The sequence below is a fragment of the Mitsuaria sp. BK037 genome (genome assembly GCF_014193045.1).
GTDB lineage: Bacteria > Pseudomonadota > Gammaproteobacteria > Burkholderiales > Burkholderiaceae_C > Roseateles.
Genome location: NZ_JACHYS010000003.1, coordinates 436,295 through 452,515, shown reverse-complemented (window position 1 = coordinate 452,515; position 16,221 = coordinate 436,295). Strand labels below are relative to the sequence as shown.

Annotated in this window: 17 protein-coding genes; 3 read left to right on the top strand and 14 right to left on the bottom strand. The window is 71.0% G+C overall.

From position 1 onward, the window contains the following. Positions 1–155: 155 nt before the first annotated feature. The 4 genes from FHT37_RS18810 to FHT37_RS18795 all read right to left on the bottom strand — a co-directional run bounded on the left by FHT37_RS18810 (position 156) and on the right by FHT37_RS18795 (position 4,657). A complete protein-coding gene (locus tag FHT37_RS18810; protein ID WP_310739758.1) occupies positions 156–2,336 on the bottom strand; it encodes a peptidase domain-containing ABC transporter in 2,181 nt (726 codons plus the stop codon). Beyond that, on the bottom strand, positions 2,329–3,573 hold the full coding sequence (locus FHT37_RS18805; protein WP_183483603.1) for an HlyD family efflux transporter periplasmic adaptor subunit: 1,245 nt from the start codon (positions 3,571–3,573) through the stop codon (positions 2,329–2,331). The genes FHT37_RS18810 and FHT37_RS18805 overlap by 8 nt, the downstream gene beginning before the upstream one ends. 56 nt (positions 3,574–3,629) lie before the next feature. Beyond that, entirely contained in the window at positions 3,630–3,818 is a 189-nt protein-coding gene (locus FHT37_RS18800; protein ID WP_147239876.1) for a hypothetical protein, read from the bottom strand. A 125-nt stretch (positions 3,819–3,943) separates the two neighbouring features. Further along, the gene (locus FHT37_RS18795) at positions 3,944–4,657 is read right to left on the bottom strand and encodes a helix-turn-helix transcriptional regulator (protein WP_091729594.1); all 714 of its coding nucleotides are present in this window, start codon (positions 4,655–4,657) and stop codon (positions 3,944–3,946) included. 362 nt (positions 4,658–5,019) lie between these two features. On the opposite strand from FHT37_RS18795, the gene FHT37_RS18790 reads away from it, so the two are divergent. Further along, positions 5,020–5,265: a hypothetical protein gene (locus FHT37_RS18790; RefSeq protein ID WP_091729590.1), complete on the top strand. Its 246-nt coding sequence runs from the start codon at positions 5,020–5,022 to the stop codon at positions 5,263–5,265. A 2-nt stretch (positions 5,266–5,267) separates the two neighbouring features. Here the strand turns inward: FHT37_RS18790 and FHT37_RS18785 are convergent, their stop codons facing one another. The 4 genes from FHT37_RS18785 to FHT37_RS18770 all read right to left on the bottom strand — a co-directional run bounded on the left by FHT37_RS18785 (position 5,268) and on the right by FHT37_RS18770 (position 9,414). Continuing rightward, complete coding sequence (locus tag FHT37_RS18785) at positions 5,268–6,446, bottom strand: ABC transporter permease (protein WP_183483602.1); 1,179 nt, start codon at positions 6,444–6,446, stop codon at positions 5,268–5,270. Beyond that, a complete protein-coding gene (locus FHT37_RS18780; RefSeq protein WP_091729580.1) occupies positions 6,443–7,258 on the bottom strand; it encodes an ATP-binding cassette domain-containing protein in 816 nt (271 codons plus the stop codon). Before FHT37_RS18780 ends, FHT37_RS18785 begins: the two co-directional genes overlap by 4 nt. Further along, positions 7,255–8,751 (bottom strand): alpha/beta fold hydrolase, encoded by a 1,497-nt coding sequence (locus FHT37_RS18775; protein WP_255489815.1) that lies wholly within the window; start codon positions 8,749–8,751, stop codon positions 7,255–7,257. The genes FHT37_RS18780 and FHT37_RS18775 overlap by 4 nt, the downstream gene beginning before the upstream one ends. Positions 8,752–8,916: 165 nt before the next feature. Continuing rightward, complete coding sequence (locus tag FHT37_RS18770; protein ID WP_183483598.1) at positions 8,917–9,414, bottom strand: MaoC family dehydratase; 498 nt, start codon at positions 9,412–9,414, stop codon at positions 8,917–8,919. A 202-nt stretch (positions 9,415–9,616) separates the two neighbouring features. Between FHT37_RS18770 and gstA the strand changes: the two genes are divergently transcribed. After that, positions 9,617–10,225, top strand: a complete 609-nt coding sequence (gene gstA / locus FHT37_RS18765; protein WP_091729567.1) for a glutathione transferase GstA — start codon at positions 9,617–9,619, stop codon at positions 10,223–10,225. 34 nt (positions 10,226–10,259) lie between these two features. Here the strand turns inward: gstA and FHT37_RS18760 are convergent, their stop codons facing one another. The 4 genes from FHT37_RS18760 to FHT37_RS25165 all read right to left on the bottom strand — a co-directional run bounded on the left by FHT37_RS18760 (position 10,260) and on the right by FHT37_RS25165 (position 13,356). After that, positions 10,260–11,849: a thioredoxin fold domain-containing protein gene (locus FHT37_RS18760; RefSeq protein WP_255488890.1), complete on the bottom strand. Its 1,590-nt coding sequence runs from the start codon at positions 11,847–11,849 to the stop codon at positions 10,260–10,262. Between the two features lie 88 nt (positions 11,850–11,937). Next, the gene (locus tag FHT37_RS18755; protein ID WP_183483596.1) at positions 11,938–12,426 is read right to left on the bottom strand and encodes a GFA family protein; all 489 of its coding nucleotides are present in this window, start codon (positions 12,424–12,426) and stop codon (positions 11,938–11,940) included. Between the two features lie 127 nt (positions 12,427–12,553). Beyond that, on the bottom strand, positions 12,554–13,054 hold the full coding sequence (locus FHT37_RS25170) for a hypothetical protein (protein ID WP_221211155.1): 501 nt from the start codon (positions 13,052–13,054) through the stop codon (positions 12,554–12,556). Beyond that, positions 12,973–13,356: a helix-turn-helix domain-containing protein gene (locus tag FHT37_RS25165; protein WP_221211154.1), complete on the bottom strand. Its 384-nt coding sequence runs from the start codon at positions 13,354–13,356 to the stop codon at positions 12,973–12,975. The genes FHT37_RS25170 and FHT37_RS25165 overlap by 82 nt, the downstream gene beginning before the upstream one ends. 121 nt (positions 13,357–13,477) lie before the next feature. Between FHT37_RS25165 and FHT37_RS18745 the strand changes: the two genes are divergently transcribed. Beyond that, positions 13,478–13,813 carry a DUF2834 domain-containing protein gene (locus FHT37_RS18745; RefSeq protein WP_175538400.1) on the top strand — a complete coding sequence of 112 codons (336 nt, stop codon included), beginning with the start codon at positions 13,478–13,480 and terminating at the stop codon, positions 13,811–13,813. Here FHT37_RS18745 and FHT37_RS18740 read toward each other — a convergent pair. Beyond that, positions 13,789–14,541 (bottom strand): hypothetical protein, encoded by a 753-nt coding sequence (locus tag FHT37_RS18740; RefSeq protein ID WP_255489814.1) that lies wholly within the window; start codon positions 14,539–14,541, stop codon positions 13,789–13,791. The genes FHT37_RS18745 and FHT37_RS18740 overlap by 25 nt on opposite strands. Positions 14,542–14,900: 359 nt before the next feature. Beyond that, complete coding sequence (locus FHT37_RS18735; RefSeq protein WP_183483594.1) at positions 14,901–16,190, bottom strand: DUF4397 domain-containing protein; 1,290 nt, start codon at positions 16,188–16,190, stop codon at positions 14,901–14,903. Positions 16,191–16,221: the final 31 nt, after the last annotated feature.

Genomic DNA, 16,221 nt, shown 5'->3' with positions numbered 1-16,221 from the left:
CAAGCGCGGGCTCTCCACGACGCGGGGGGCGTCCCGTCCGGGAACCCCCCGCATCATTCCGGCCCCACAGACGCTCGCTGACACCGCCCTGCGCGTGACACTCGCTGACGCCGTGAGGGCGTCGAGGCGGTGGCGGGGAGGGGTTGTCGGTTGGGTCAGCGGTGCTGGACTGAGCGCAGGTCCTGCACGACGCGGCCACCTTGCAGGCTGACGACGCGCTGCGCCGCGGCGATGGTCTCGGGGCGGTGCGCGATGACGATGCGCGTCAGCGAGAGCTGGCGCAGGCTGGCGTTGACGAGGCGCTCGCGCTCGACGTCGAGCGCGCTCGTCGCCTCGTCCAGGAACAGGAACTGCGGGCGCTTGTAGAGCGCTCGGGCCAGCAGGATGCGCTGGCGCTGGCCGCCGGACAGGCTCGAGCCCATGTCGCCGATCAGCGTCTGGAAACGCATCGGCATGGCCTCGATGTCCTCCAGGACGCAGGCCAGTCGCGCGCATTCGCGGACCCACTCGGGATCGACGTTGAGGTCGAAGAAGCTGATGTTGTCCGCGATGCTGCCGGCGAAGAGCTGGTCGTCCTGCATGACGGTGCCGATGCGCTCGCGCCAGGCATTGGTGCCCAGCTGGGCGAGGGCGACGCCACCGATGCGGATCTCGCCGTGCTGCGGCGCGTGGATGCCCAGCATGAGCTTCATCAGCGTGGTCTTGCCGCAGCCCGACGGGCCGACGATGGCGACCGATTCGCCAGGCTCGATGCGCAGCGAGCAGCCGGCAATGACCTCCGGCTCGCCGTCGGCATAACGGAAGCGCAGGCCGTCGAGCTCCAGCGGCGCCTCGCGCGGCACCGCGCGGCCGGGCGCGTCCAGGTCGGCCTCCGGCGCGGTGAGGACGATGTCGGCCAGGCGCTCGCCCTGCAGGCGCAGCATCTTGAGCGCGACGACCTTGTCGATCAGGCCGGCGATGCGTTGGCTGAACTGGTCCTTGTAGGCGAGGAACGCGAACAACATGCCGACCGAGAGTTCCTTGTCCAGCACGAGCATCGCGCCCAGCGCGACGATGGCGACGCGCTCGAGCCCGAACAGCAGCTTGTTGCCCTGCGTCATGCCGAGCTCGAGCTTGCGGCCGGTCAGCGAGGCATTCATCTGCTCGACGACCAGGTTGGCGAAACGCGCGCCGCGATCGGCCTGCGCGTTGAAGAGCTTGATCGCCTGCGCGCCGCGCAGCGATTCGAGGAAGTGGCTGTTCTGGCGCGCCTCGTGGGTCAGCGCTTCTTCCTGGGCGTCGCGCAGCGGCCGGAAGCAGGCCCAGCGCAGCAGCGCGTAGCCGGCCACCGCAGTGAGCGCGACCGCCGTGAGGCGGCCGCTGTAGAGCACCATCATGGCCAGCGTGAGCAGGACCATGAGGCCGTCGAGCACGGCCTCGATGAAGCTGCCGGTCAGCGTTTTCTGGATCTCCTGGACGCTGGAGAAGCGCGACCAGATGTCGCCGAGATGGCGTTTCTCGAACCAGGCCAGCGGCAGCCGCAGAAGGTGCGAGAAGACGTTGGAGAGCCATTGCAGGTTGAGCGAGGCCGACAGGATCATCACCGCCCACGAGCGCAGCAGGCCCATGCCGACCTGCAGCAGCACGAGCAGCGCGAAGCCGATGCCCAGCGTGACGAGCAGGTCGCGGTCAGCGCTGACGATGACGCCGTCGACGGTCCATTGCAGCAGGAAGGGCGCGAGCAGGCCCAGCAGCTCGAGTCCGAGCGCGAGCGCCAGCACCTGCGCGATGGAGCGCTTGAGCCCGCTGACGTGGCCGAGCAGCTGCCGCCATTGGGGCGCCGGCGCCGGCGCCTTGCGGGCGAAGTCCATGCCGGGCCGCAGTTCGAGCGCGACGCCGGTGAAGTGCTTGGAGACCTCGGCCAGCGGCAGCCGGCGCTCGCCGTGCGCGGGATCGAGCACGACCGCGCGGTCGCCGTCGACGCGATCCAGCACGACGAAGTGGTTGAAGTCCCAGTGCAGGATGCAGGGGGTCTGGAGCTTGTGCAGCGTGTGCGGCTCGGCACGCAGCGCGCGGGCGGTGAGGCCGAGTTGCGCGCCCATGCGGACCAGGTCCGCCATCGTCAGGCCCTTGAGCGAGACGGCGAAGCGGTCCCGCAGCTCGCCCAGTGCCCAGCGCTGGCCGTGCGCCGCGGCGACCATGGCCAGGCAGGCGAGGCCGCACTCGGCGGCCTCGGTCTGCAGGATGACGGGACGGCGGCGGCGCCAGCCGAGGTTCAGCTTCGCCAGGAAGCCGGTGGGCGCGGCGCCCGGCGGCGGAGCGCCTGGCGGGGCGCCGGAAGCGGGGACGTCAGACACGGCGGGCGAGGCTCAGCAGCGGTTCGAAGATCCATTCAATCAGGCGGCGCCGCTCGAGCAGCACGTCAGCCTCGAGCAGCATACCGGGGCTGAGCGTCTGGTCCTGCCCGTAGGCCTCGACCGACTGGCGCTGCAGCTGCACGGTGATGCGGTACATCGGCTCGCCTTGCGCCATCGCGGCAGGCAGGCCGAGCTGGGCGAGCTCCGCGGCCTGCAGCGGGGTGCGCGCGACCTGCAGGACTTCGCCGGCCTGCTGGCCGAATTTCTGGTACGGGAAGGCCTGGTAGCGCAGCAGCACCGCCTGGTGCGGGCGCAGGAAGCCGACGGCGCTGGACGGGGCGTAGAGATGCGCCTGCAGCGGCGTGCGGGCGGGGAGCAGGGCGGCGAGTTGCGTGCCGGCCTGCACGACCTGGCCCGGCTCGGCCAGCACGGTGCTCATCTGACCATCGCTGGGCGCGCGCAGCACGAGCCGGCGGCGCGCCTCGTTCTCGACGCCCTGCGCCTGCAGCGCGGCGATGTCGCGCGCGAGTTCCCCTTGCTGGACCTGTGCCTTCAAGGGAATCGCCTGAAGCTCAGCTTGCAAGCCCAACGCCTCCCGCTGCAGGTTTTCGCGCTCGCGCGAAAGTGCCTGCCGTTGGGCCTGCAAGCCAAGCAACTCCTCCCGCTTGGTCTGGACCTGGGCGCTCGATACGAACTGGTCCTTTGCCAGCGATTCCAGCCGTCCCAGACTCTGCTGCGCCAGCGCCTCGCGCTGGGCATGCAGCTGCAACTCGGCATCAGCCTGCCGCAGCGTGGATTCGAGCGTGGCGATCCGCGCCTTCAGCGAGGCCGCCTGGCTGTGCGCGAGTTCCCGCTGCTGCGCCTGCGCGGCACCCAGCGATTGCTCGCGGTCCTTCAAGGTCCGTGACAGGCTGTCGCCCGTCGGATTCGCGCTGTCGAGGGACAACACGAACAGCACGTCGCCCTCACGCACCTGCTGCCCATCCTGGACGGGCCGTGCCACGACGGTGGCGCTCTGCGGCACGCTCAGCCGCATCACGCCGCGCTCGGGCACCAGCAGGCCGTTGACGCGGGCCTTGCGGGTGTATTCGGTACTGAACAGGAAGGCGCCGACCGCGACGACACCCCCCAGCGCCAGAAGGCTCAACCAGCGCAAGGTGGCGGGCCGATGCAGCTGCACCGATCCCAGCCAGGCCTGCTGCTGCGAGGCCTGGGCTTCGGCGCGGAAGAGCGCCACCACGATTTGCTACGCCTGGTTGCGAACCTGACGGATCGCGCGTGAGCCGCGAGGGCTCACCAGGTGCCCTTGGGCGCGGGTTCCACGTCCGCCGACGCGGTCGTGCTCAGCGTGGCATCGCTGCCGACCAGCCAGGTGCCCTTCGGGGCGCCGCCGCCGACGTGAACCAGGGCCTGCAGGTCCAACTCGACCAGACCTTCTTCGACTTGCGTGGTGACAGCGACGTTTTGCGGTTGGGCTTGCATAAGAGGCTCCAGATTCGGTGACGTGCCCGGAAAAGTGTTGAGCACGGGACGCATTGAAGCAGCGCGCCGCCTGACGCATAACTGTCAGCTCTTACAGTGTTTACAAGGTGCCGCCGCGGGCAGCATCAGCGAATCAGGCCCAGCCGGAGCGCCTTCAGCACCGCCTGATGCTTGTTGGAGCAGCCCAACTTGTGCATCGCATTGTTGATGTGCAGCACCGCCGTGCGTTCGGTGATGCTGAGGATGGCGCCGACTTCCCAGGCGGTCTTGCCTTCCATCGTCCAATGCAGGCACTCGAGCTCGCGCGGCGTGAGCCGCGGCGATTCGGTGACCTTCTCCTCCGGCAGCAGCACGCGCAGCGCGGTGTCGACCGCGTGCACCGCGAACAGCTGCAGGTCCGCGACCATGCGCGTGAGCTGGCCCGAATCGCTGGGCAGCGGCTGGTCGCGATCGACGCCCAGCACGAAGTGCCGCCCTTCGGGCAGGTGCAGCGCCAGGCAGATGCCGGTGCTGTAGCCGAATTGCGCCTGCGATTCCCAGATGTCGCTCGCGCCGTGGCGGGCGTAGGTCTGGCGGTCCCACACGATGGGCATGCTGTTGCGCTTGCAGTGCTGCATGACCGGATCGCGGCGGCCGAACTCGGGCGCGTGCATCACCTCCGCATAACCGGCGGGGCAGTTGTCGATGGTGATGAACTCGGTGTCGGCCAGCGTGTGGTCCACCACCGTGATCGCCGAGACCGTCTGGAAATCCAGTTTTTGCGCGAAGCGGATCACCTCACTGCGGAACTCTTCGCGTGAGCGCGCTTCCAGGACTGATTGATAACCGCCTTGCAGCATTGATCGCTCCGGCCCATCGGCCGGCCTTGTGGGCCTCTTCGGGTGGCTGTCGCGGGGGGCGCCGGGCTCGTCGGGGTTCCGCCACGCGCCCACTGCGACCGCATAGGCCACGTGACGCATTCACGCCCCTGACAGGGTTTACAGCTGGCGGGTCGTGCTCATCATGACCACACTGCTGGTCAAGGGGAGAAGCAGCAACCGCCGATCCGCAATAGCCAAACCAAACAATTCTGACAATGACACCAGCTTGGATTGTGTACGCGTGGCCACGAATATTGTGTGATGTGCAGCGTCTACCCCGCTTACAGTTCGCGCATTTGAGCACGCGCGTGTTGGTGGCGGGAGACGAGGATCACCCGGCCATGGGGCAAACCCTGTGGAGTGGCGAGTCGGAATTCGGCGCCGCCGGCGTGGCCTGGGACTGGGTGCGCATGCCTTACGGCATCGTGTCGATGGTCGATCCGATGGCACTGGTGACCAATCTCCAGTTCCTGAATGGCGAGGGCGAGGTGCTCGCTCCCATCGAATCGGCCATCCAGCTCAACGGCATCGTGCACACGCTGCCCTGGCAGGAGCAGGTGCAGCTGGCGCTCGCGACGCGGCACTGAGCTCATCGCGCCACGGCCGCGCGCATCGAGCGCGCCACCAGCGCCAGTCCGGCCACGGTGAGCGCGGCGCCGACGATCACCGTCGGCATCACCTTCGCGAAGGTCAGCGGCTCGCCCTTGAGCACCTGCATCATGAGCAGGTTCTGGCCCAGCCCCGGCACCCACAGGTGCCAGGAGGCCTCGCCGCCGGGATGGATGATGGCCACCACCGGCGCCAGCGAGATCGCGGTCACCACCAGCGTGGTGCTGGCCTGCGCTTCCTTGAAGGTCTTGGTGCGGATGGCCAGCGCCATCAGCACCGCCGCCAGGCCCGCGGCCAGCGGGATCTGCAGCAGCAGGAAGCGCAGCGCCTCGCTCCAGCCGAACTGGAACATCGCCGCCAGCGCGTCGCTGCGCATCAGCCACTGGCCGGGCAGGAAGCTGAGGTTGGACAGCACGGCCACCGCCAGGCCCGCCATCATCACCGCGGCCCACTTGCCGGCGACGATGGCGGCATGCGGCGCCGGATTGACCAGCAGCGGCTCGAGCGAGCCGCGCTCGCGCTCGCCGGCGGTGCTGTCGAGCGCGGCGGTCAGCGCGCCGTAGAGCACCGCCATCATGATGAACATCGGCAGGATCTGGGTCAGCCGCGTCGAACGCGCCTGCAGGCTGGCGAGGTCGCGTTCCTGGACCTCGACCGGCTGCAGCTGCCGCGCGCCGATGCCGCGCATCGCCAGCGTCAGCGTCGCGCGCTCGCTGCCGAAGCCCTGCAGCAGGCGGCCGATCGTGCCCACGCCGGCCTCGGCGCGCTGGTTGGCGCTGTCGGTGACGATCTCGATGCGCGGCGCTTCGCCGCCGGCCAGCAGCGTCTCGAAGTCGGCCGGCACCACCATCACCGGATCGCTCAGCGTGGACGAGCGCAGCTGGGCCTCGTAGTCGGCCGGCGCGGCCTTGATCGTGTAGTTCTGGCGCTCGAGGTAGTTGCGCAGCGTGGGCGCATGCTCGATGCCCACGGCGAGCAGCTCGCGCTGCTCGGCGCGCTCCTGCAGCGAGGCCGTCAGGCCCGACATCAGCATCAGCAGCAGCGGCCCCATCAGCACCGCCGGCACCAGCAGGCGCAGCAGCGTGCGGCGGTCGCGCAGCGCGTCCACGATCTCCTTGGCGAAGACGGTGCGGAAAGCCTTGAGGAAGGGACCGTTCATGCGGACTCCAGGTGGCGCGCGTGCGCGGCCTCGGGGAAGGCGAGGTCGACGAAGGCGTCCTCGAAGCGTTGCCGGCCGGTCTGCGCGAGCAGGCCGTCGACGGTGCCGGTCGCGACCGAGCGCCCATGCGACATGACCACGACCTGGTCGCAGAGCTGTTCCACCTCTTGCATGATGTGGCTCGAGAAGACGATGCACTTGGCGCCGCCGGCCGGCGAGCGCAGGTGGCGCAGCACCTCGCGCAGCGCGCGCGTGGCGACCACGTCCAGCCCGTTGGTCGGTTCGTCCAGCACGATGTTGGCCGGGTCGTGCACCAGCGCGCGGGCCAGCGCCGTCTTCATCCGTTCGCCCTGGCTGAAGCCCTCGGCGCGGCGGTCCAGGATGGCGCGCATGTCCAGCAGTTCCGCCAGCGACTCCGCCCGCGCCTGGGCCTGCTCCATCGGCAGGTCCTGCAGCCGCGCGAAGTAGACGATGTTCTCCCGCGCGGTCAGGCGCGGGTACAGGCCATGGGCGTCACCCAGGATGCCCATGCGCGACAGCGCCTCGCGCGGCGAGCGCAGCACGTCCACGCCGTCGACCTCGATCGCGCCCCGGTCCGGCGGGAACAGGCCCGCCAGCATCCGCAGCGAGGTCGTCTTGCCCGCGCCGTTGGGGCCGAGCAGCCCGGTGATGCGGCCGTTGGGCGCGTCCAGGTCCAGGTGATCGACCGCGACGACGGTGCGCGCCGGGCCCTTGCGGCCGAAGCGGGCCGCCAGCGAGCCGCCGCCGCCGCGCGTCTGGAAGGCCTTGTGGAGGGCATGCAGGCGGATCATCGGTCGGACTCCCGGACGGCGGAGGCGGCGGCCGCGAGGGTCGCCGGGGTGGGGGGCAGGAAGGCGGGCGGGCGCGGCAGCTTGAGGGCGCAATTCGCGTCGACGGCCAGGGCATCGGCATCCCGCGGTGCGTCGATGAAGCGGAACAGCACGTCGCGCATGCAGGGCAGCGCCAGCACGACGCCATGGCCCGCGGTGGGCACGACCACATGCCGCGCCTGCGCGCCCAGCGCGGCCTGCACGCGCTGGCCGTGGCGCTCGGGCGTGGCGGGATCGCTGCCGCCGCTGGCGATCAGCACCGGATGGCGGGCCGGCGGGAGGGCATAGAACGCGGGCTCGACCGCGCCGCGCGGCCAGCTGGCGCAGACGCGCGCGTAGAGGTCGCGGTCCAGGGTGCCGAAGTCGGGCGAGGGCGCCTCGGTCGAGGCGGCGATGCGGGGCGCGTCCTCGGCGCAGATCACCGAGAAGTGCATGCCCTCGAAGATCCGCATCGCGCGCGAGCCGCCGCCGAGCTGGCCGGCCAGCCCCGCCAGCGCGTCGAAGCGGCCCAGCGAGGCTTCATGGATGGCCGCCGGCAGCGCCGCGGCGACCTGGGGCGCGTACAGCGGCGGGCGCACCAGGCCCAGCAGGCCTTCGCGCGTCAGGGTGACTTCCTCCGGCCGCCCGGTCAGCGGATGGGTGAAGGCCACCTTGCGCGGCATGCCCTTGAGCAGCGCCTGCCATTCCGCCTTCAGCGCGGGATAGCGGGCCTGGCAGTCGGCGGCCTGGGCGCAGGCGGCGAAGCTGAGGTCCAGCGCGCGCTGCGCGTCCTGGGAGAAGCTGACCGGCAGCACCATGTCCGGCGGCGCGACGCCGTCGATGACGGCGCGGCGCACCCGGTCGGGGAACTGGCGCTGGTACTCGAGCGCCGCGCGGGTGCCGTAGGACGCGCCGATCAGGTTCCAGCGCTCGACGCCGAGCGCTGCGCGCACGGCGTCCATGTCCTGCATCGCGATCGTCGTGGTGTAGAAGCGCAGGTCGCCGTGGGGCAGCCGTTGCAGCGCGTCGCGGCATTGCTCGAGCAGCCGGACCTTGGCGCCGGGCTTGAGCAGCTCGTCCAGGCTGCGGTCGCTGTTGTCGGGGCAGGAGAGCGGCGCCGAGCGGCCGGTGCCGCGCTGGTCGATGAACACCAGGTCGCGGCGATAGTTCAACCGCGACAGCCGCGGCATCACCGAGGCCGTCAGCGCGATGGCGCTCTGGCCGGGACCACCGGCCAGCAGCAGCACCGGGTCGGGCAGCTTGTTGCGGGCCAGCGCGGGCACCACGACATAGCGGATGTCGATGCGCACGCCGTCGGGCCGGGCCGGATCGAGCGGCCGGCTCACCTGGCCGCACAGCACCTCGGTGGAGACGCCGTCGACCCGGCAGGCCTTCAGCGGCGAGGCCGCCTCGGGCGATGCGGCGCGGGCGCCGCCGGCGGCCAGCGCGAGCGCTGCCGCGATCGCCGCTGCCAACGCTGCTGCTGAAGCCGCCACTGAGGCCGCCGCCTTCGGTCGCAGGGCCGGGACCGGCCGGGCTCGGGGGGCAGGCCTTGCCCCGGGACGCGTCAACATGGACTCTCTCCTCCGTCGTGCCCGGCGATTATGGCCAGCGGGAGGGACGCGGCCGGGTGCCTTCGGTCAGGTCCCGCGGCGACCGAACATGCCCCAGCCTTCCATGGTCATGACCAGCTCGTCCTTCTGGTTGAAGACTTCCCAGCTCGAGCGCACCAGCCCGATGGCCGGGCGGCTGCGGCTGTCCTTGGTCTCGAGCACGGTCATGCGCACCCGCAGCGTGTCGCCGGGGCGCACGGGCTTGAGCCAGCGCAGCTGGTCGATGCCGGGGGAGCCCTGGCTGGTCGAGTCCAGCAGGTAGGCGTCGCACATCATCCGCATCACCAGCGCGCAGGTGTGCCAGCCGCTGATCGAAAGGCCGCCCAGCACCGAGGCGTTGGCGGCGTCCTCGTCCAGGTGCAGCGGCTGCGGGTCGTAGGCCGCGGCGAAGGCCAGGCCCTCCTCGCGGTCGACAAGGCGCGAGCCGAACTCACGGACCTGGCCGACGCCGAAGTCCTCGAAGGCATGGGTCGGGGAGGAGGCCGGAGCGGCAGTCGGGGCGGGGGCGGGCGTAGGGGTGCTCATCGGTCAGGTCCTCGGACAAGTCGCGACCGGGCGACTGTAGGCGCGCGGCCGCCGGGCGATTGGCGCGACGGCGACATCCCCGCGCGCCGCCCTCGGCATTGCGCCCGTCCGGTTGGGCGCGTATGGTCCCCGGGTTCCGCTTCCCCAATCCGTTCCCCCATCGCCCGTTCGCTGCCGAGCGGGCCACGTCGAAGGAGACCCCATGAAGCTCTACTACAGCCCCGGCGCCTGCTCGCTGTCGCCGCACATCGTCCTGCGCGAGGCCGGCCTGGCCTTCGAGCCGGTGCTGGCCAGCACCAAGACCCACAAGCTGCAGGACGGGACCGATTACTACGGCATCAATCCCAAGGGGTATGTGCCGCTGCTGGAGCTCGACGACGGCCAGCGGCTGACCGAAGGGCCGGCGATCGTCCAGTACATCGCCGACCAGGCGCCCGACAAGCAGCTCGCGCCGGCCAACGGCACGATGGCGCGCTACCGGCTGCAGGAGTGGCTCAACTTCATCACGTCCGAGCTGCACAAGACCTTCAGCCCGCTGTTCAACCCGGCGGTCTCGGAGGACGCCAAGGGCGTGTTCCGCAGCAAGCTGCATGAGCGCTTCAAGTGGATCGACGGCCAGCTCGAAGGCAAGCAGTTCCTGATGGGCGAGCAGTTCTCGGTCGCGGATGCCTACCTGTTCACCGTCTCGAACTGGGCCCAGCATGTGGGCGTGGATCTCGCCGGCTACCCCAATCTGGTGGCCTACCGCGGACGCGTCGCGGCCCGGCCGGCCGTTCAGGAAGCCATGAAGGCGGAAGGCCTGCTGAAGTAGTCGGGGCCCTCGGTGGGGGTGAGGGCCAGCGGCCTCACCCCTTCTTCAGCAGCGACTCGCAGGCGCCCTTGTCATCGGCGTCCTGCTTCGCGCACACGCCATCGAGCTGCGTCCGCAGCCGCGCGAGGGTGGCCTCATGCTGCCCCTTCGCGTTCCACGCCACCAGCTGGCTGCCGACCTTCTGCAGCGCACGCGCGCTGCGCTCGTAGAACGCGCCTTTGTCCTTCCCCGCCTCGGCCAGCAGCTGCGAGGCGGCCTTCTCGATGCGTGCCGCGTCCTGCGGCGCCAGCTCGACCAGCGCGCTCAGGTAATTCGACCCCCACTGCAACCGCGTCGCCGGCCCTTCGCTCTTGTTGAAGGCCTCCTCGTACCAGCGCAGCGCCTCTTCCTTGCGACCTTGCTTGCGAGCGTTGCCGCCCAGCGAGCTCATCAGGTAATACGGGCTGTGGCTCTTGGCCAGGCTGGCCTTGAGCAGCGCGTCGCTGTCGCTCCACAGGCCGGCGCGTCCGAGCAGGAAGGCCGCTGACGTGATCACCGCCTGACGCTCATAGCCGTCGGTGACCTCCTTGTCGACCTTGGCGGCATGCGCCTTCACCTCCGCCAGCAGCGGTGCGGGCAGCTTGGGCGTCAGCTCGGTCTTGGACTGGTCCAGCCGCGCCAGCTCGACCCGCGCGATCAGCGATTGCAGGCGGTCGGCCCGTGACAGGGAGGCGTCGGCCTCGAAGCGCTTGAGCGCCGCGTCGAACTTCGCGACCAGCGCCTGTCGCTCCGGACCCGCGGCGGGCGCCAGCGCACGGACGATGTCGTCGCCGTTGTTGCTCAGCACATCCATCTGCGCGCGGGCAGCGGCCGGATCCGCCAGCACCTGCTCCACGCGGGACCGCAGCGCGGCATCCGCCTTGAGCGCGCCGCCGCCCTCGGTGGCGGCCAGCGCCTTGAGCCACAGCCGGGTGGTGGTTTCCTCATCGACGCCCTGGCTCGCCGCGGCGAGCCGCGCCAGCAGCGCGGGCCGCTGCGCGGCGGGCACCAGCTGCTGCTCGTCGGTCTCCCAGGAATAGAAACCCAGCAGCTTCCACTCGTTGGCGGACAGCTTCCGGCCCGCCTGGGCATCGGCCAGCACCGTCTTGACGGGCCGGCCGCCGGCCAGGCCCAGCTGCAGCACGCGCAGCACCTGCGGTGCGTCGACCTCGCCCGGCAGGCGCGTGAGCTCCTGGCCGTCGTTGCCGAACAGGATCATGGTCGGATAACCGCGCACCTTGAAGCGCGCGCCCAGGCGCTGGGCGCCGGGGTTGTCGCCGTCGATGTGGACCGCGACGAAGGCGCGCGACTGCTCGATGAAGTCGGCGCGGTTGAACAGCGTGGCCTTGAGCTGGTTGCACGGCGGGCACCACTTGGCGCCCCAGTACAGCAGCACCGGCTTCTTCTCGCCGCGGGCCTGGGCGAAGGCGCGCTCGATGTCGGCGTCGCCGGAGGCTTCCTGCCACGACACCGAGGACGCCGCGCTCGCGGCGGTCGCCACGGGCATCAGCGCCGGGATCGCGCCGATCGTGGACAGCGCGGCGGCAAGGACGGTCAGTCGGGCGGCCGAGCGCAGGCGCCGGGCGGTCGAGGTGCGGAAAGTCATGGCGGAACGCGCGGCCTCGTGAGCCGTTGGTGTCGAGGGAAGGCGGCATTGTGGCGCCGCGCCGGCCCGCCCGATATGCGGGACGCTTCTAAGCTTGCTTGCCCCGCAGGATCGCGCCGCGCCGCAGGCTCTCGGCGGGCCAGCGTTCGCGGGCGTCGTAGTACTCGGGCACGGCGACGGCGCCCGGCGGCAGCTGCACCCAGGGCTGTTTGGAGGCGGTGAAGATGTGGATGTCCGGCGGCAGCCGGTCCGGCTCGTCCAGCGTGCCCACGCGCACGAAGTGCATCGCGTCGCCGGCGCCCGCGTAGTTGCTCCACACCGCGATCCAGCAGTTCGGGCAGCGCCAGATCTTCTGGCCCTTGCCGCTCGCCGACGGATTCATCACCGGCACCGGTTCGCCCGCGAGCAGCTCCACGCGGTCCGCCTCGATCAGCGCGTTGAGCGCGAAGGCCGCGCCGCTGGCGCGCTGGCACCAGCGGCAATGGCAGCAGTGGACGAACAGCGGCCGGCTGGTCATGCGGTAGCGGACCTGGCGGCAGTCGCAGCCGCCTTCGAAGCTCTCCGGGGTGTCGCTCATGGCGTGTCTCCTCCTGATGCGGAGGGCGCAGGATAGCCGGCCGAAAACGGCGAGTGCCCGTGGCGCGCCACGCCGCCGCGCGAAACGGGGACGGCGCGGGGCGCGGTCGTCGCCGGCGGAGCAGGGCTCAGTCGTCCGCGAGCGCCCGGCGCGTCGCGGCGTCCACGGGGAAGAAGTGCTCCACCCGCAGCGACGCCAGCGTGACGTCCAGCGGTGAGCCGAAGCTGGTGAACGCCGAGAACAGGCTGAGCACGCCCGCCGACGAACGCAGCCGCGTGTGCAGCAGCGGCGTGTGGGCGTGCGGCGCGACGCGCTGCGGCACATGCGGACGCAGTTCCTCCAGCAGCGGCTTGAGCTCGGCGAAATGCGCGGCCTCGTGCTGGGCGCGGCTCCAGAGCGCGGCGCAGACCTCGGCCTCGTTCTCGCACAGCGCGCGCAGCCCGCCCGGCTGCAGGCAGGCGCGCAGCAGGTTGAAGCCGGGCTGGAGCATCGCCTCGGCGTCGACGCCCAGCAGCGTCATCAGCCGGTGCGCGCCGCGGTTGGCCATCACCAGGTTCCAGCCGCCGTCCAGCACCAGCGCGGGCGCGGGGTCGTGCGCGTCGAGCAGATGGCGCAGCGCCTCGCGCACCGCGCCGAGGTCGGGATCGTCGAGCGAGCGGCGCGGATAGTGCGGCGCGTAGCCGGCGGCCAGCAGCGCCTCGTTGCGGCGCGGCAGCGGCGCGGCAGCGGCGCGTCCAGCGCGTCCAGCAGCGCGATCAGCATCTCGCGGCTGGGCCGCGCGCGGCCGGTCTCGATGCAGCTCAGGTGGCGCTGCGACACGCCCACGCGCAGCGACAGCTCGAGCTGGCTCAGGCGGCGCTCGCGGCGCAGCTGCGGCAGCAGCACCGTGACGGGGGAGGTCGCGGAGGTCGAGGCGGTGAACGTGTTCATGCGGGGCATGCTAGCCGCGGGGTGGATGGCGGCAATGACCTCGCAGGTCATTGAGCCGGCGCGCGCCGCCGCCGAGACTGACCGCCATGTTCAACCCGTCGATGACCTCAAGGAGCCCGTCATGCTGAAGATCTCCCTCGCCCTGGTGCTGGCCGTGTTCGGCGCGTATTCGATGCACGTCGTCGTGGAGCTGGGTTACGTCGGCCTGTGGATGTCGCTGTTCGAGCGGCCCGGCAGCCGCCAGGCGGTGGCCGACCTGATGATCGCCTGCGTGCTGCTGCTGGGCTTCCTGTGGCGCGACGCGCGGCAGCAGGGCCGCCGCTTCTGGCCGTATGCGGTGATCACGCTGGCGGCCGGCTCGGTCGGTCCGCTGCTGTACCTGCTGCTGGCGCCCAAGGCCGCGACCGCGCCGGCGCCCCGGGCCGACGGCCTTCAGGCCTCGCCCAGCAAGTCCTGACCCTCGTCCAGCGGCGGCGCTTCGGGCGCCGCCTTCGCGAGCGCCATCCAGGTGCCGAAGTCCGGCCTCATCGGCCGGCGCGGCGCCGGACGGCCCAGCTCGAAGCGCCAGCCCTCGCCCAGCTCATGCGCGAACAGCACGCCAAAGGCGGGCGGGATTTCCTCCACCGCGGCGATGCCGGCGCGCAGCACGTACCAGCACTGGCCGCTCAGCGCGAGGTAGGCCTGCGCCTTGGCCGGGCGGCGGAGTTCCGAGAGCAGGTCGGCGCGACTGACCTTGATCTCGTGGACGGCCGGTTCGAGGTAGTCCTCGACGGTGGTGTTGCGCACCGAATAGACGTCGGGCATCGCGTTGACCCAGCGCAGGCGGTCGGGTTCGTCCTCGCGCGGCAGTCCGGCGCGCAGCGACAGTCCGCGCCAGACCACGCGCCCCGCGCGCTGCAGCTCCACGGCCATCCGGCCGACCAGGTCCTCGTGCCGGTCGCGGGCGGCGCGGTTCCTGCGCAGGCCCAGGTGCAGGACCTCGATGCCGGGGGCGGTCAGCCGCAGCGTCTCGCGGCCGTGCGCGTCCTGCTGGCGCTCCAGCCAGCCCAGCGCCAGCAGCTCCACCTCCAGCATGTCCTGGCACGGCCAGCCCGCCGAGCGCCACAGCTGGCGCAGGCGGCGGATCTGGATCACGGTGGGACGGAGCGGCGGCGAGGACATCCGGCGATGTTGCCCGACAGGCATGGCGAAACCCGGCAGTAGCCACGTCGCGGCATGCGCGGTGCTGCCTGACGCGCTTGCCCGGCCGGGCCTGGACACGTGCTACCACGCGCCCCGTCGCCTATCACGCCGCCCGGTCGAATAATGGACGTCATGGCGACTATCAGGGCTCATAAAGGTTCTGATGGGAGCCCTAAACCCGACAGACCTCTTCCGGTCCAGCCATGCGGACCGCGAAAGGTGGGCGAGGATCTCAACAGGAGAAAAAAAGCCACGCCTCGTGAGAGGACGTGGCCAACAGGGAGGAAGTTGCCGGGGCCCGGAGCGTCGGGCCCGAGGGCCGGGCGAGGGCCCGGCCGGCGCATTCCAGCGCTTTCGGCGCGTCAGTTGTTGGTGCGTTCGCGGCGCAGCGAGCCCACCATCGCGGTGTTGTCGCCCATCACGAAGACGGTGTAGACGTAACCCGCCGTGATGCCCAGGTCGCTCAGCGAGTACACCGGCGTCGTCGACGACGGCGAGGTCACCGTCAGCAGCGCCGAGGTCGAGGCCGGCGTCGTCTGCGCCGTTGAGGCGGTCCCGGCCACCACGTTCGACGCCAGCGCGCTGTAGTCGACGTTCAGCGTCAGGCCGGTCGCGGCGCTCGCCACGCCGTTGACCAGGCGGATCTTGGCGGTCGTCGTCGGGCTGGTGGGCAGGCGGTTGTCATCGGTCAGCACCGCCAGCTGCGGACTCGCCGCCGGGCCCCACACCATCAGCGTGTAGTCGTTGCCCGCCACCAGCGTCGGCTTGGCGAAGGACATCAGCTGGCCGTTGACGTAGACCGACAGGTCGGCCGCGCCGGCCGTGAGTGTCGTGTAGTCGCCGATCGTGGGCGCGACCGAGGTGGGCATCAGCGCCGTCTGGCCGACCGAGCCCGACACCAGCGCGCTGCCGCCCACCGCCGCCACCAGCCGCGCCCGCGCGGTGGTGTTGGGGAAGTTGGTCGTCGCGCCCTGCTGGATCAGCTGGATGCCGTTGACCAGCACGCCGCCGGCGCTGCCGGTCAGCACCAGCGTCGAGACGCCGGCCGAGGGCAGGGTGATGCTGGGGATATCCAGGCGCACGTCGCTCTTGGAGCCGGCGGCGGTCAGGCGGACCCGGAAGGTGCCGCTGTTCAGCGACACGTAACCGCTGCCCGAGCCGGCCGCGATGCCGGCCGCCACCGTCGACGCGGTGTCCAGCGTCTCGTCCGCGCCGGTGACGTAGACGTCCATCGAGCCCGCGTCCGGCGCCAGGTTCAGCACCAGCAGCTTGGACTTGCCGGAGGCCGGCGCTTCCTGGTCCTCCTGCAGCAGCGTCGTCTGCAGCGAGCCCGCCGAGCCGTAGGCGATCATCGCGTAGTGGCTGCCGGCCGCCAGCGTCGGCGTGGACGAGGCCAGCGTGCTGCCGACGCTGTTGCTCTGAATCTCGGTGCCGGTGGCGGAGGTCTTCACGTCGGCATAGCTGCCGACCCCGGCGTAGGCCACGGCGGAGTTGACCGTCGTGCTGTCCACCGACATGTCCAGCGCGGCATAGCCGATGCTAGCGTTGAGAAGGCGCATCTGCGCCGTGCTGCTGTCACCGCCGCCCCCGCAGGCGGTCAGCAAGGTGGCCGCGGCCACGCTCAGGCCCCAGGCCCAGGTCTTGAATCGCATCGTCCGACACTCCGATTGAGGATGGCGGGAT

What these genes read in the sequence shown, in the direction of transcription:
- FHT37_RS18800 (WP_147239876.1), bottom strand. Translation starts at nt 3,818, where the DNA reads ATGCAAGCCCAACCGCAAAACGTCGCTGTCACCACGCAAGTCGAAGAA.
- FHT37_RS18795 (WP_091729594.1), bottom strand. Translation starts at nt 4,657, where the DNA reads ATGCTGCAAGGCGGTTATCAATCAGTCCTGGAAGCGCGCTCACGCGAA.
- FHT37_RS18790 (WP_091729590.1), top strand. Translation starts at nt 5,020, where the DNA reads ATGGGGCAAACCCTGTGGAGTGGCGAGTCGGAATTCGGCGCCGCCGGC.
- FHT37_RS18785 (WP_183483602.1), bottom strand. Translation starts at nt 6,446, where the DNA reads ATGAACGGTCCCTTCCTCAAGGCTTTCCGCACCGTCTTCGCCAAGGAG.
- FHT37_RS18780 (WP_091729580.1), bottom strand. Translation starts at nt 7,258, where the DNA reads ATGATCCGCCTGCATGCCCTCCACAAGGCCTTCCAGACGCGCGGCGGC.
- FHT37_RS18770 (WP_183483598.1), bottom strand. Translation starts at nt 9,414, where the DNA reads ATGAGCACCCCTACGCCCGCCCCCGCCCCGACTGCCGCTCCGGCCTCC.
- gstA (WP_091729567.1), top strand. Translation starts at nt 9,617, where the DNA reads ATGAAGCTCTACTACAGCCCCGGCGCCTGCTCGCTGTCGCCGCACATC.
- FHT37_RS18760 (WP_255488890.1), bottom strand. Translation starts at nt 11,849, where the DNA reads ATGACTTTCCGCACCTCGACCGCCCGGCGCCTGCGCTCGGCCGCCCGA.
- FHT37_RS18755 (WP_183483596.1), bottom strand. Translation starts at nt 12,426, where the DNA reads ATGAGCGACACCCCGGAGAGCTTCGAAGGCGGCTGCGACTGCCGCCAG.
- FHT37_RS25165 (WP_221211154.1), bottom strand. Translation starts at nt 13,356, where the DNA reads ATGAACACGTTCACCGCCTCGACCTCCGCGACCTCCCCCGTCACGGTG.
- FHT37_RS18745 (WP_175538400.1), top strand. Translation starts at nt 13,478, where the DNA reads ATGCTGAAGATCTCCCTCGCCCTGGTGCTGGCCGTGTTCGGCGCGTAT.
- FHT37_RS18740 (WP_255489814.1), bottom strand. Translation starts at nt 14,541, where the DNA reads ATGCCTGTCGGGCAACATCGCCGGATGTCCTCGCCGCCGCTCCGTCCC.
- FHT37_RS18735 (WP_183483594.1), bottom strand. Translation starts at nt 16,190, where the DNA reads ATGCGATTCAAGACCTGGGCCTGGGGCCTGAGCGTGGCCGCGGCCACC.